The sequence below is a fragment of the Pantoea stewartii genome, from assembly GCF_011044475.1.
Classification (GTDB): Bacteria; Pseudomonadota; Gammaproteobacteria; order Enterobacterales; family Enterobacteriaceae; genus Pantoea; species Pantoea stewartii.
The window spans coordinates 1061895-1076379 of the sequence record NZ_CP049115.1; the positions used below are offsets into that span (position 1 = coordinate 1061895).

10 protein-coding genes are annotated in these 14485 nt (G+C 45.8%); 8 read left to right on the plus strand and 2 right to left on the minus strand.

The window, feature by feature from the left end; translation table 11 throughout:
* Positions 1–28 precede the first annotated feature (28 nt).
* The 5 genes from G5574_RS04955 (at position 29) to G5574_RS04975 (ending at position 7636) form a co-directional block, all read left to right on the plus strand.
* Entirely contained in the window at positions 29–1576 is a 1548-nt protein-coding gene (locus tag G5574_RS04955; RefSeq protein ID WP_164482148.1) for a type I restriction-modification system subunit M, read from the plus strand.
* A complete protein-coding gene (locus G5574_RS04960) occupies positions 1573–2748 on the plus strand; it encodes a restriction endonuclease subunit S (RefSeq protein ID WP_164482149.1) in 1176 nt (391 codons plus the stop codon). Before G5574_RS04955 ends, G5574_RS04960 begins: the two co-directional genes overlap by 4 nt.
* A gap of 58 nt (positions 2749–2806) precedes the next feature.
* Positions 2807–6046 carry a type I restriction endonuclease subunit R gene (locus tag G5574_RS04965; protein WP_164482150.1) on the plus strand — a complete coding sequence of 1080 codons (3240 nt, stop codon included), beginning with the start codon at positions 2807–2809 and terminating at the stop codon, positions 6044–6046.
* A gap of 82 nt (positions 6047–6128) precedes the next feature.
* Positions 6129–6722 carry a hypothetical protein gene (locus G5574_RS04970; protein WP_164482151.1) on the plus strand — a complete coding sequence of 198 codons (594 nt, stop codon included), beginning with the start codon at positions 6129–6131 and terminating at the stop codon, positions 6720–6722.
* Positions 6723–6724: 2 nt separating this feature from the next.
* On the plus strand, positions 6725–7636 hold the full coding sequence (locus tag G5574_RS04975; RefSeq protein WP_164482152.1) for a Kiwa anti-phage protein KwaB-like domain-containing protein: 912 nt from the start codon (positions 6725–6727) through the stop codon (positions 7634–7636).
* Positions 7637–7695: 59 nt separating this feature from the next.
* On the opposite strand, the gene G5574_RS04980 is transcribed toward G5574_RS04975, so the two are convergent.
* Positions 7696–8271: a hypothetical protein gene (locus G5574_RS04980; RefSeq protein WP_164482153.1), complete on the minus strand. Its 576-nt coding sequence runs from the start codon at positions 8269–8271 to the stop codon at positions 7696–7698.
* 99 nt (positions 8272–8370) lie between these two features.
* Positions 8371–8655, minus strand: coding sequence for a hypothetical protein (locus tag G5574_RS04985; RefSeq protein ID WP_164482154.1), 285 nt, complete (start codon positions 8653–8655; stop codon positions 8371–8373).
* 414 nt (positions 8656–9069) lie between these two features.
* Here G5574_RS04985 and G5574_RS04990 point away from each other — a divergent pair, with 414 nt between their 5' ends.
* Genes G5574_RS04990 through G5574_RS05000 form a run of 3 tightly spaced genes read left to right on the plus strand, consistent with a single transcriptional unit; the run spans position 9070 to position 14301 of the window.
* Complete coding sequence (locus G5574_RS04990; protein ID WP_164482155.1) at positions 9070–9507, plus strand: DcrB-related protein; 438 nt, start codon at positions 9070–9072, stop codon at positions 9505–9507.
* Positions 9508–9525: 18 nt separating this feature from the next.
* Complete coding sequence (locus G5574_RS04995) at positions 9526–13764, plus strand: RHS repeat-associated core domain-containing protein (protein WP_164482156.1); 4239 nt, start codon at positions 9526–9528, stop codon at positions 13762–13764.
* Positions 13765–13779: 15 nt separating this feature from the next.
* Positions 13780–14301 carry an SMI1/KNR4 family protein gene (locus G5574_RS05000; protein WP_164482157.1) on the plus strand — a complete coding sequence of 174 codons (522 nt, stop codon included), beginning with the start codon at positions 13780–13782 and terminating at the stop codon, positions 14299–14301.
* The last annotated feature ends 184 nt before the right edge of the window (positions 14302–14485 follow it).

Consider the following 14485-nt stretch of genomic DNA (forward strand, 5'->3'; position numbering starts at 1 on the left):
AATCGTCCTTATATGGAAAATGACCGTAATGGCTAGAAAACCCAAAGAAATCAAAACAGACCCGTTAGAGGTCATCCTGTGGAAAGCGGCTGACAAGCTGCGTAAAAACATCGACGCTGCTGAGTACAAGCATGTGGTACTGGGCCTGATTTTCCTCAAATACATTTCAGATTCTTTTGAATCGCATTACGAATTGCTAAAAGATGGGAAAGGCGAATACGCGGGAGCCGACCCGGAAGATAAAGACGAATACACTGCCTATAACGTGTTCTTTGTTCCTGAACTGGCACGATGGAGTTACCTGATATCTAAGGCTAAACTTCCCGAAATCGGTAAGTTGGTAGATGATGCGATGAAGCTTATCGAAGCGGATAACCCACAGCTAAAAGGTGTGTTACCGAAAGTTTATGCCCGCCAAAACCTCGACGCCACCGTACTTGGTGAACTGATAGATCTAATTGGCAACATTGCATTAGGTGATGCCAAAGCGCGTTCTGCTGACGTTTTAGGCCACGTATTCGAATACTTCCTCGGTGAGTTTGCACTGGCAGAAGGTAAACAAGGCGGTCAGTTCTATACGCCAAAATCCATCGTTTCACTTCTGGTTAACATGCTGGAACCTTATAAAGGCCGTGTATTTGACCCCTGCTGTGGTTCCGGTGGTATGTTCGTTCAGTCAGAAAAATTTGTCGAAGCACATCAGGGTAATATCGACGATATTTCTATTTACGGTCAGGAATCCAACCAGACGACCTGGCGTCTGGCAAAAATGAACCTTGCTATTCGTGGCATTAACTCAGAACACGTCCGGTGGAACAGTGAAGGCTCATTCCTGAATGATGCCCACAAAGATTTAAAATCTGATTTTATCATTGCTAACCCACCGTTTAACGTTTCCGACTGGTCAGGCGAACAACTTCGTAGTGATGCTCGTTGGCAACATGGTATTCCGCCTGCTGGTAACGCTAACTTTGCCTGGATGCAACACTTCCTGTATCACCTGTCTCCAAAAGGTCAGGCTGGCGTTGTGCTGGCAAAAGGAGCTTTAACTTCGAAAAGTTCTGGTGAAGGTGATATCCGTGCAGCACTTGTTAAAGATGCAAATGTGATTGACTGTATCGTTAACTTACCTGCAAAACTGTTCCTGAATACACAGATCCCAGCGGCGTTATGGTTTCTGCGCCGTGATCGTGAAAACAGCAGCCAGTATCGGGATCGCAGTAAAGAAATTCTGTTTATCGATGCCCGTAATCTTGGTCATTTAATTAGTCGTCGTAGCAAAGTGCTTTCCGACGAGGATATCAAGACCATTTCCGACACTTACCACAACTGGCGTAACAAAGGTGGCGACTACGAAGATGTTGCTGGATTCTGTGCGTCAATTGACATTAATGAAGTGGCTAAACTCGATTATGTGCTAACTCCGGGCCGTTATGTTGGTCTCGCTGACGAAGAAGATGATTTTGACTTTAAAGAACGCTTTACGGCTCTTAAAGCTGAGTTTGAATCACAACTGGAAGAAGAAACTCGTCTTAATAAAGCTATCGCTGAGAATCTGGCGAAGGTGGTATTATGAGTGAGTGGTCGAACGTAAATCTAGCATCACTGTTATCGTTTGGTAACGGAAAATCTCGGCCATTAGATTCTGGAAATATTCCAGTGTATGGTGGCAACGGGATTATGAGCTATGTATCCCAATCTAACTATGATCAAGAAACCATCATAATTGGTCGTGTAGGGGCTTATTGTGGCGCTACTTATTACGAAAATAAGCCGATTTGGATTTCAGACAATGCTCTATCAGCCAAAGCGATTGGTAAAAACAATACAAAATATTTATATTATCTATTAAAAAACTTAGATTTAAATCAGTTTGCGGAAGGTTCTAGTCATCCTCTACTAACTCAAAAGCTGTTAAAGTCAGTTGAAACAAAAGCAGCATTAGATCCTAATGAACAAAAATCGATTGCCTCTGTGCTGTCCTGTTTAGATGACAAAATAGACCTTTTGCATCGCCAGAATAAAACGCTGGAATCTATGGCTAAGATTCTGTTTAGACAGTGGTTTATTGAGGAAACTCAAAAGGATTGGTCTTCATCCTCATTCCATATATGGCTTAACGATACCAAAGGTGGTGATTGGGGCAAAGAATTCCCCACAGAGGATTTCATTTATCCAGTCCAGTGTGTTAGAGGAACTGATATATCTGATCTTCAGAATGGCCTACCAGCCAGAACACCACTTAGATTTGTCAAAGAGAAAAAATTCGTGAATATATCACCAGAAAATGGAGACATAATCATTGAAATATCAGGTGGGACAGAAAACCAATCTACCGGAAGATGCTATTTCATTAACGATGAAGTAAAAATGCTATTTAAGCATCCAGTTGTTTTCTCTAATTTTTGCAGATTGCTAAAAATAAAGAAAAAAGAATACTCTTACTTCGTTTATCTTTATTTGTCTCATTTATATGAAAATAATGAGATGTTTGCTTTTGAAAATGGAAGCTCAGGAATTAAAAATTTAGATTACAAAACAATGCTTTTTACTGAAACATATAGAATGCCCCCCTGTACATTAGTTGAAAAATTTGATGAGGTGGTAAAAGTATTCTTTTGTAAAATCATCAGTAATAAGAGCAAAATTCAAACAATAAAATCTCTACGCGACACCCTACTTCCCAAACTAATGAGCGGTGAAGTACGGGTTCAGTATGCAGAAGAAGCAATCGCGTCAGTAGCATAAAATAATTAAGCGGGTGCACAACCCGCTCTCTCGTTTAGCAGCAATAAGGACAGGACGCATGGCAAAGATGACCGAATCCGATATTGAAGTAATGGCGATTGAACACTTGCAAGGGTTGGGCTATGAATATGTTTATGGCCCGGACATTGAACCCAGTGGAATCAATCCGTTACGTAGCTATCAGCAGGTTATCCTTGAAGATAAGGTGCGAACTGCGCTACAACGCCTGAATCCTCACCTTAATGAACAGAAGTGTGAGGAAGCCTTGAAACAGGTGATGCAGATCAGCACACCTGATCTTATGGCAAACAATCTAGCTTTTCATCGCCTGTTGACCGAAGGTATCAATATCGAAGTCAGTAAGGATGGTAATACACAAGGGGAGCTGGCCTACCTGATCGACTTTAACGACCCCACGAAAAATGAATTTCTGGTCATTAATCAGCTCACCATCAAAGATGGCAACCATACCCGTCGACCGGATCTTATTTTGTTCACCAACGGTCTGCCCTTAGTGGTTATCGAACTTAAAAATGCCGCTGACGAAAATGCTACGGTTGCAGGTGCCTATAACCAGATTAAAACCTATCAGAAACAAATTTCCGGCCTGTTTACCTACAATGCGTTTAATGTGATTTCAGATGGACTGGAAGCCAAAGCGGGAACAGTTTCTGCTGATTTCAGTCGTTATATGACGTGGAAAACCGCCAACGGTAAAACGCAAGCCGCCAGTACCCAGCCACAGCTCGAAGTTTTGTTACAGGGGTTGCTTAATCCTGTAACACTGCTGGATATGATCCGCCACTTTATTGTGTTTGAAGCCAGCAAACATGAAGACAGCAAAGGGATTATCAGTATCCGTACTGTTAAAAAAATGGCAGCTTACCACCAGTACTACGCAGTTAATGCAGCAGTGCTTTCCACTATTCGTGCCTCAGCGGTTAATGCAGATTCCCCCTCTGCCGAAGTGGCACTGCGCCAACAGGGACGTAACAGTAAAAATCTTGTTAATGCGCAAAAAACCGGGGACCGCAAAGCGGGCGTAGTCTGGCATACACAAGGTTCCGGTAAATCGCTTTCGATGGTGTTTTATACCGGAAAAATTGTGCTGGCTCTTGATAACCCCACAGTGGTAGTGATTACTGACCGTAATGATCTGGATGAGCAGCTATTCGGTACGTTCTCTTCCGCAACCCAGCTACTTCGCCAAAAACCAAAACAGGCAGACAATCGGGAAGAACTCAAAGAATATTTGCGCGTAGCCTCTGGCGGTGTGGTGTTTACCACTATTCAAAAATTCCAGCCTGATGATGGCAGCAATATCTATGAGTTGCTGTCAGGCAGAACCAACATTGTCGTTATCGCTGATGAAGCTCACCGTTCACAATACGGTTTCAGCGCCAAAGAAGTTGACGTGAAAGACAATGAAGGCAACGTAACAGGTAAACGCACCGTTTATGGCTTTGCCAAATATATGCGTGATGCCTTACCCAATGCGACCTATCTGGGCTTTACCGGAACCCCCATAGAAAAAACGGACGTTAACACACCTGCTGTTTTTGGTAACTATGTCGATATCTACGATATCTCACAGGCCGTAGAAGATGGTGCCACCGTACGTATCTTCTATGAAAGCCGCTTAGCAAAAATTGCCATCAGTGATGAAGGTCGACAGCTTATCGAAGAGTTTGACGACGAATTTAATGAGGACGAGCTGACACTTACCCAGAAAGAACGTTCTAAATGGGCCAGAATCGAAGGTCTGATTGGCAGTTCAAAACGTATTAAAGCAATTGCGGCGGATATGGTCCAGCACTTCGAACAACGCTTAAAGTCCAATGCCGATCATGGCAAGGGTATGATTGTAACCATGTCCCGCCGTATTGCTGCTGAGTTATATAAAGAAATCGTCGCACTTAAACCTGAGTGGCACAGTGATGATCTAAATGAGGGGGTTATTAAAGTTGTTATGACGTCTTCTGCTGCTGACGGGCCAGAAATCGCAAAACACCATACCACTAAAAAAGAACGTCAGGTTCTGGCTAACCGTATGAAGGATGACGACGACAAGCTGAAACTGGTGATAGTGCGTGATATGTGGCTGACAGGCTTTGATGCTCCCAGCATGCATACCCTTTATATCGATAAACCGATGAAAGGCCATAACCTGATGCAGTCAATTGCCCGCGTCAACCGGGTTTACAAGGATAAAATCGGCGGTCTGGTTGTTGACTATCTGGGCATTGCCTCTGATTTAAAAGAAGCCCTCTCGTTCTACTCTGACGCAGGTGGACGCGGTGATCCAGCCGAAGTTCAGGAAGAAGCCGTGACGCTCATGCAGGAAAAACTGGAAATCCTAGAAGGCATGATGCATGGCTACGATTACAAAGCCTACTTTACTGCAACGACTTCACAGCGCCTGACGATTATCCTTGAATCAGAAAACCATATTTTAGGGCTGGATAACGGGAAAGGGAAAATGCGTTTCCTTGCCGCTATTGCTGCCATGTCCCAGGCATTTGCACTGGCAACGCCACATGATAAAGCAATGGAAGCGGCACCCGAAGTCGCATTCTTCCAGGCAGTGAAGGCTCGCCTCAATAAATTTACTGAAAACCCAGACGGCTCAGAAGAAGAACACAATGACAGTCTCGAAGTGCGGGTAAAACAGACTATCGATCAGGCTCTGGTTACCGATAAAGTCGTCGATATCTTTGACGCAGCGGGAATACAGAAGCCGGATATCTCTGTGCTCTCTGATGAATTTCTCCAGGAAATGAAGGATTATCAGCACAGAAATATTGCTCTGGAAACACTTAAAAAGCTGCTTACTGATGAGATCAAGGTTCGCTCGAACCAGAGTATCACCCAAGGTAAAAAACTGATTGATATGTTGACCTCTGCAATCAACGGCTACCAGAACAAGGTACTTACCGCTGCGGAAGTGATCGATGAACTGATCAAACTAGCTAAAACCATTCAGGAATCTGACAGCCTTGCAAGTCAACTGAACCTTAGCGCTTATGAATACGCCTTCTATTCTGCTGTTGCGGATAACGATAGTGCTCGTGAGCTGATGCAAAAGGAAAAGCTAAGAGAACTGGCAGTCGTTCTGACGGAAGCTATCCGCAACAATGTCAGTCTGGACTGGACAGTGAAAGAAGCGGCAAGAGCGAAAATTCGCGTGGTGGTAAAACGTCTGCTCAAAAAATATGGCTATCCGCCTGATATGTCATTGCTGGCTACGGAAACTGTTTTAAAGCAGGCTGAGTTGTTAGCAGGGGAGTTTACTTATTAAACTTTACACATAGAAATATACGAATATTACGTCTCGCAATAAATGCCAAGTAATATTTTAAAAAATATCAGCAGGAGGATAAATGCAACCGAGATTGTTAATTGCTTTTGCTATATTTCTAGGATCGTACTTACCTCTAAGCATGATTTTATTAGTACAGGATTATGATAAAGAAAAAGCAGTAGGTCATATTTACTTTGATTTCATAAATAATACTCATTGTCAATTACCGCTACAAACACCTATTCTTTCAGTCAGTTTTTTCATTGTGTGCTTATTTTGTTTTGTTTTTTCTTGGTTAGCATTGAAATTAACAAAAGAAGATGGGAATCACATAAAAATATTGACCGTAAAGCATACTCCTGTTGACTTGATGAATTATGTCCTTCCATATATAGTTTCATTCATGAGCATAGATTATACTCAAGAAAGTAAGTTTATAGGCTTTATAATTTTCCTTATGTGGCTTTTTTGGCTTTCTTATAAATCTGGCCAAATCATTCTTAACCCTATGTTAATAGTTTTAAATTGGCGCATGTACGAAATAACATACAGGTATCCAGGAGGTACGGATGAGTTTACTGGGGTAGTTCTTTCAAACGAAATACTTGCCCCTAACAAGGAATATGAATCTCAAGATGTGCAGTCAGTGATTATAATTAACAAGAGGAATTAAGCATGTTAAACGTACTGAGAAATTTCAATGTAGACGAAGCGACATTATCCATGTGGGTATTTCGGAAGCGGATTAAGGCTACAAATCCAATTTTTACTGGCCATTGGGTAGGAATATCTCATGAATTAATAAATGAGATAAAGGGATTCGTTAATAAAAAAAAAATAAAATATACTGAATTGGTTGAATATAGTTTACTATCACAAAATAATGAATCTAGTCTTTTGCGAATTGGAACAGACGAGACAGAAGCCAATAAAATTTTAACCCTTTCTGCTAATCAAACAGCGGAGCTAAAAGCGACCGATATTAAACATCTAGCTAACTGCGATTTTTATTCAATAAAATTAGTCCGCGATGATACAGTTTTACATTGTATTAAGAAAACAGATACTTCATGGAGAACCAAAAAGAAGCATGGCCTAAGATCCTTAGCCTATAAAAATAACACATTGACAGTTGATGATTCACCTAAGTTTGATATTGCAAAGAGCTTCGATTTCTTTATCATTGAAAACAATATATTCATTAAGAACAAAGGTTTGTTCGAATCAATTTTAAGTTACAAACAAGCGCACATTAATAACTTTGCGGAATTAACATCTGAACCAGAGTTTCAAAATATATTCAATGATATCAATAACTTAACTGCATATGTTGGTACTAACGCAATGCAATTACGACGAGCATCAGCAATTAGACAGAAATCTTATTATAAGAATGATTTGTTTATGGAAAGTCTAAAATCTAATGCGGCAAGGTTTAGACTAAACTTGCAGTTTGACGAAAACAATAAAATAATTGTAACCTCTGAAAATTGTGCTGATATTTTTCAAGCATTACTTGATCATAGGCTGCAATCACACTACCAAGAACATTTATATGACGTTCCAAATGCGTTATTAGTACAATGAAAATTTCCTACCCTTTCTTAGAATAAAAGCCATGAAAGGGTAGAATATTCTTATCAATTTTAGTTTATAACTCCATCTTTCATTTTAATCACCTTCCATGCCATATCGCCGTTGTTATGGGTATCAAACGACCTATCGCCAATGTCGTATACAACGCCTGTAATCGTGATCTTTTGCCCTTTCTTAATTTTCAGGATATCGTCATCCTGACCCGAATAATAGGTCAGCAGCACAGCCCCACCACAGTATTTGGTATCAGGCGTCTGGAAGATAATAGCGTAGGTTTTATGATTCCGTTGAGCACCAAGATACTTCATTGTGTCGTAAGCTTCCTGCGCTTCTAACACAGTGGCATTGCTGATGCTTATCTTCTTACCAATCCAGTTCTTTTTACCAGCCATCGCGTTGGCTTCATAATCACGGCAAATAACGCCTAAACCGTTAACGGTGTTCACAGTAAGATTATCAGAGGCAAGAGTTGTGCTCTTAGTGTTTGATGGGCTTAAAGCCCCGCTCAGAGAAGATAAGGAAGAGTTGATCGACTCCCCTACTTTCCCGGTTGCGTCAGACAACTGTTGACAACCTGCGAGCGCAAAAGCGGCAGATGCTAATAAAGCCGTGATCATTTTATTCATTTTAAAAAACCTGTACAGGATTATAAAAAAACTCACTGATCTGAGCTATTCATTCAGAACAGTGAGCGATGGTGTTTTTCCCTGGTGTCAGCAAAGCCATTAACGTGCTGTCGGACGAACCCAACTGACTTTATCTTTGTTTTTAAATTTCAGAATCAGTAAGGGGCCAAGCATCATCGCGAGCAAAGTTATCACCATTACTGGCGTGGATTTGGTTAGATAGGCCATGACAAATCCCGCAGGAATGCCAACAATCGTTCCAACGGCTATCAGCCCTTTCATGGTCTGCTGACTGACGTGGCCTTTTACTCTTTCCGCACCACATCCCCTGCACACCGACACATGCTCTTGTACTTCTGTACCGCAAAATGGACATTCTGACATGCTCTTTTCCTCGCCAGATTAACTCTAAGTAATTGATATAATTGATCTGAATAAAGGGCCTGTCATATCGTTTTTATCGATCAAATCCATAACACATGATAGCCATAGACTATCAAAATAAATATATCGATCGATTTTGACAATTAATTACCGATCGATAGAGGGTTATCAATCGTCAACACCTATTGAATAGGCAAGCATTGATCGATTATGCAGATCAATAAGTTAATGAAATGTGAGATTAATTGACTGATTTTGCACATCGAAAGTAGCCCTCTGCTGGTTTTGACTGTTTCTTGACGGCTACTTATTTAAAGACATATGCCTGACATGGGGAAAAGCGACCTTTCATATAGCAAGCTTTATGCCCCTGTGGCACACTTAAACCGTCCTGATGCATATGGAAGCTGCTCAATGTCTGATAACCTCCCTCTCTGCGTTTTTACCGAAGGCCGCATCATCCTTCCTGACCACTATCAGGATCGCACCGTTAACGTCTTTAACCTGCCCGGTGAGAACACGCCAGCCTTTAACATCTCCCGTGATTCGATGAATGATGATGAAACGCTGTCAGCTTATATTGACCGGCAGTTAACGCTGATACAGAAGCATCTTAAAGGCTGGAAACAGACCGAACGGGTTTCTGTTGTACTGGGCGATAACCTCTCGCAAGGTGAATGTGTGCATGCCAGCTACCTGCGTGACGGTAAACGGGTCTTCCAGCAGCAGGCGGTATTTAACACCTCTGAAAACAGGATTCTGGTGTTCACCATGACCTGCACCGCGATACTGACGGATGGGAACAGTCAACAGTTCCACGCGCTGCTTGCCAGCTTCTGTTTTAACACCTGACAATTAAGGAACGTTGTTATGTTTGAAGCGGCACGCGTGGGCGACGATATCGGCCATTCTCATGCGCTGGCAGGGATGATTGCCGGAACGATTGTCGGTGGACTGATTGCCGCAGCAGGGGGTATCGCCGCCGGGGCATTGATGATTGCCGGTATCGGTGCGTCATGTCTGGGTATTGGTGTGCTTCTGGTCGGGGCCAGTCTGGCGGTTGGGTATTTTACGGGCGAACTGGCAACGAAGGCCAGGGACAGCATTGCGGATGCCGGGGCCGCCAGCATGGAGAAGGAAGGCGTTATCGCCACCGGCTCTCATAATGTGTTCATTAATGGCAGACCTGCCGCCCTTGCCACCGACAGCATGGTGGAATGCGCCAAAGATGCTGGCTCACAGCAGATGGCCGAAGGCTCCTCACGCGTGTACATCAATGGCCTGCCTGCTGCCCGTCTCGGCGATCAGACCACCTGTGGTGGAAAGGTCATGACCGGTTCCTCAGATGTGATTATTGGTGGTGAGCCGGAACAGACACTGCCCATACAGTCAGAAGTCCCGGAATGGCTCTATAAAGCCTCTGACCTGACGCTGTTATTTGCCGGACTGCTCGGTGGAGCGGGCGGAGCGGCAGGTAAAGTCGGTGCGCTGGGAAGGCTGTTCAGTAAAATTCCGGGTATCAACAAACTGGCCCGCGTCGCCTGCCGCGCTGGCGTGCTGATGACCAGTGCCGCCGCCGTGGGCATCATCGCCCGCCCGGTTGATATCGTCAGTGGGCAGAAATTCCTCTCCGGTGATGACGAGCTGGACTTTGTATTACCCTCCCGTCTGTCGGTTGTCTGGCAGCGTTACTGGCGCAGTGGCAATCCCGGCGACAGCGTACTGGGCCGTGGCTGGTCACTTTTCTGGGAAACGCGACTGGAAAAATATCAGGACGGGCTGGTGTGGCGTGCACCGTCCGGCGATTACGTGTCATTTCCTCTCGTGCCGAAAGGGAAGCGTACCTTCTGCGAAACCGAAAAACGCTGGCTGGAACACCATCAGGATGATACCTGGTCAGTGTATGACATCAGCGGCGAACGCTGGTGTTACGCATCTCTGCAGGGTGATTCCCCTTCCCTGCCGCTGCGACTCACCGAACCTTGTGGTAACGATATTCTTTTTGACTGGAACGACGACCATACGCTGCACGCGCTCACCGACAGCGCCGGACAGTGCGTGGTCTGCCGTTATCAGACCGTCAGCGGACAGGTTCGCCTGGCCGGAGCCTGGCTGGATGATGAGATTTGTCTGGTCAGCTACGATTACGATGCTAAGGCCCGGCTGATTAGCGTCACCGGACGCGGCGGTCAGGTACGCCGCCGCTTTGGCTGGTATGATGACGGAGACGGCACGGATTTACTGCGCAGCCATGAGGACAGCAACGGTCTGCTGAACGAGTATCTCTGGCAGAGTCTTGACGGACTGCCCCGCGTGCTGGCTTACCGCAACAGCGCGGGTGAGCAGCTTACTTTTGATTACGATTTTGAAAACGGCACCCGCCGCGCCATCCGCGAGGATGGCGCACAGGCACACTGGCTGGTTGACGACGATGATAATGTTGCACGTTTCACCGATTATGACGGTCGCCAGACCGGCTTCGTCTGTCGTGATGGGGAGTTGTGCGATGTTATCCTGCCTGACGGAGCCATGCGGCGCAGCCAGTGGGACCGTTACGGTCGCCTGACGTCAGAGACCGACCCGGCAGGCCGCACCACAGCGTATTACTGGTTCCGTAATACTGACCGAATCGCCCGCACGGTTTTCCCGGATTCAACAGCCACTCAGTCTGTGTATGACCTGAACGGTCGCCTGCTGTCGGAAACCGATGCACTGAATCACACCACCACGTATCACTACCCTGATGAAGAAGAAACGCTGCCTGACCGCATCACCGATGCCAGTGGTGGTGACGTGCTGCTGGTGTGGAACCACCAGGGACTGCTGACTCAACGCACCGACTGCTCCGGCAGCGTGACCCGCTTTACCTATGACCGCTTCGGTCAGCTTATCACCAGTGAGGACGCAGAAGGCAACCTCACACGCCGCGAATGGAACGATGCAGGCCAGCTTACCGCCTTAATTCGGGCCGATGGCAGTCATGAAACGTTACGATGGAACGAGCACGGGCAACTTGCGGCCTGGCGAGACCCGCTGGAAAGTGAGGTTCGCTGGCAGTATTCCGCGCTTGGACTGCCAGAAAGCGTTACCGACCGCACGGGACGAACCCGCCGCTGGCACTATGACCCGAGAGGCAATCTGCTGCGTCTGGAAAACGGCAACGGTGGCGAGTACCGTTTTACTTATGACCCGACAGGCCATCTACTGAGCGAAACCCGCCCGGACGACACCTGCCGGCAGATGCAATGGAACACGCGTGGACTGCTCACCACGCTTATGGAAAGCGGCAGACCAGACGACGATGGCGGCATCCCACGACGCGCTCAGCATTTCAGCTATGACAGCAGCGGCCTTCTGACCATACGCACTACCCGCGATGCTCAGTACCATTACCAGCGTAAAAACAGCGGGCAGCTTACCGGCCTGACCCGCAAGCCAACTGCCGATGGCATGGCGCTGGGAATTGAAGAAGATGAAATTCAGTTTACCTTCGACGCGGCAGGAAACCTGCTCGCTGAACAGGGAGTCAACGGTGAACTGCATTCTGCGTATGACGTTCTGGGTAATCTTACTGCGCTGACTCTGCCCGGCGGCCAGCAGATAAGCTGGCTGCATTACGGTTCCGGCCACGTCAGCGCCATCCGGTTCGGTCAGGAAATCATCTCTGAATTTACACGCGACCGCCTTCACAGGGAGGTGGCCCGTACTCAGGGAACCCGTGAGCAGACCCGCCAGTATGACAGTCTGGGCAGACGTACCCTGCAACGCAGTATCGGCGGATTAACGCCAGACCTGCCGGAACAGGCCATCTTCGAACGTGCCTTTAACTACACCGGGCGGGGAGAAGTATCTGACGTCAGCGACACCCTGCGTGGCAACATCATATATGGCTATGATGAGGAAGGTCGTCTTCTCAGGCATTACGAAGCCCTTCCGGGCCACAGCACCCGGACGTTCCGCTACGACGCTGCGGATAACCTGCTGCCGGATGATGGCCTGCCAGCCCTGCCACTGACGGAGAACCGCCTGACGCACTGGCAGAACCTGTTTATGAAATACGACTGGTGGGGCAACCTGGTCAGTCGCCGAAGCGGCCTGTATCAGCAGCACTACCAGTACGACGCGGAAAACCGGCTGATACAGGCAGACGGCACCGGCCCGGAAGGCCGGTTTACGGCACGCTACCACTATGACGTGCTGGGGAGACGCACCCGCAAAACGGTTACCACACAACACGGCACCACGGAAACCCGCTTCCTCTGGCAGGGCTTACGACTCTTGCAGGAACAGCAGCAGAACGGACAGTGCCAGACATATGTTTACGACCCTAACGAGGCATACAGTCCACTGGCGCGTGTTGACCACTTGCGCGACGACAGTAGCGGAGAGATCCTTTGGTTCAATACCGACCTGAACGGTGCACCGCTGGAAATCACTGATGAACAGGGACAGCTCCGGTGGAGCGGTCATTACGGGAGCTTTGGTGAGGTTACCCGGCAGACGGAAAGTTTCCACAGATTCACGCAACAAACTGCCCTCGCTCATCAGCCGCTGCGCTATGCCGGGCAGTACGCTGACAATGAAACGGGACTGCACTATAATCTGTTCCGGTATTACGACCCGCAAGTTGGGCGGTTTACGGTACAGGACCCGATAGGATTGCTGGGAGGCTGGAATCTTTATCAGTATGCACCTAATCCGCTGGGTTGGATTGATCCGTGGGGATTAACGGGTAAACCGCTAAACTCACCTTTGCTAGATAAGTGGAATGAAAAGGGTGGAACCGCTTGGCAGGAAATTGATACCCGCACATGGGTGTATCAAGATAATATGGGTAACATTGTCCGATATCCAAATGGGTATCCAGATTTTAAACCTTATGAGATTCAAAGCGTTGATGTACCAGACCTTAAAGGGAACCATCGACTTGGCCCCACTGGTGATTTTGGCAAAGCCAACGCCTTAGCTCCTAACGGACCCGCTGATTTGGAGACCAATACATGGCACCATCATGAAAATGGGATCACGATGCAAGAAGTACCCAAAGATATTCATAGTAACTTCACCCATCGTGGTGGCGTTTCTAAAATTAAAAAATCTTGCTCATAACGAGGAAATACCATTATGCCTATTTCTTGTGGAAAACCATTATCAGGTTCAGAAATCCATTCGTTGGAAATGAAATACAATATTAGTCTTCCTTATGATTATAGAGAATTCCTGGAAAAGAAGAATGGTTTTGTGGTTAAAAGTCCAGATTTTAGCGAGTTAAACTATGATGGTGTTGATGAAGGGATCATCGCCTTCCATGCATTTTTCGGCATAGGAACTCAAAACCATTACAATGATATTGCTTACCACAATGAAAATTTCCTAAACGAAGTTGACTTTTTAAAAGAAAAGATAATTATTGGTGATGACCCGGGAGGAAATTACTTTTTGATTATTAATGTTGATGATAAAAAAGGGGTTTACTATTGGGATAGAACCCACTTACATTCAGAAGATAATATTCAATCCTTCGCGATATCTGAAAAAAATGATAGCGGAAACATATATAAAATCACTGATGATTTTTCATCTTTTTACGAATTGGTAGCGCAGACAACCGTAAAACTTGGAATGAAAATCAGTAATGACCTCTGAAAATGAACTTAATAAATTTTGATTAAAAATAGTTTCTGCATGGATTATTAATAACATCCAGATGGCTATATTTGACACTATTTAAATAATTATGGTCCCATAACCAATACTTCTCCCATGCAACTTGTAGAGACAAACGCTCACGAAGCCACTTTCCGTCAGTCCAGCTCAGTGAGCCAATACG

What these genes read in the sequence shown, in the direction of transcription:
- G5574_RS04990 (WP_164482155.1), top strand. Translation starts at nt 9,070, where the DNA reads ATGTCTGATAACCTCCCTCTCTGCGTTTTTACCGAAGGCCGCATCATC.
- G5574_RS04980 (WP_164482153.1), bottom strand. Translation starts at nt 8,271, where the DNA reads ATGAATAAAATGATCACGGCTTTATTAGCATCTGCCGCTTTTGCGCTC.
- G5574_RS04965 (WP_164482150.1), top strand. Translation starts at nt 2,807, where the DNA reads ATGGCAAAGATGACCGAATCCGATATTGAAGTAATGGCGATTGAACAC.
- G5574_RS04960 (WP_164482149.1), top strand. Translation starts at nt 1,573, where the DNA reads ATGAGTGAGTGGTCGAACGTAAATCTAGCATCACTGTTATCGTTTGGT.
- G5574_RS04985 (WP_164482154.1), bottom strand. Translation starts at nt 8,655, where the DNA reads ATGTCAGAATGTCCATTTTGCGGTACAGAAGTACAAGAGCATGTGTCG.
- G5574_RS04995 (WP_164482156.1), top strand. Translation starts at nt 9,526, where the DNA reads ATGTTTGAAGCGGCACGCGTGGGCGACGATATCGGCCATTCTCATGCG.
- G5574_RS04970 (WP_164482151.1), top strand. Translation starts at nt 6,129, where the DNA reads ATGCAACCGAGATTGTTAATTGCTTTTGCTATATTTCTAGGATCGTAC.
- G5574_RS04975 (WP_164482152.1), top strand. Translation starts at nt 6,725, where the DNA reads ATGTTAAACGTACTGAGAAATTTCAATGTAGACGAAGCGACATTATCC.
- G5574_RS04955 (WP_164482148.1), top strand. Translation starts at nt 29, where the DNA reads ATGGCTAGAAAACCCAAAGAAATCAAAACAGACCCGTTAGAGGTCATC.
- G5574_RS05000 (WP_164482157.1), top strand. Translation starts at nt 13,780, where the DNA reads ATGCCTATTTCTTGTGGAAAACCATTATCAGGTTCAGAAATCCATTCG.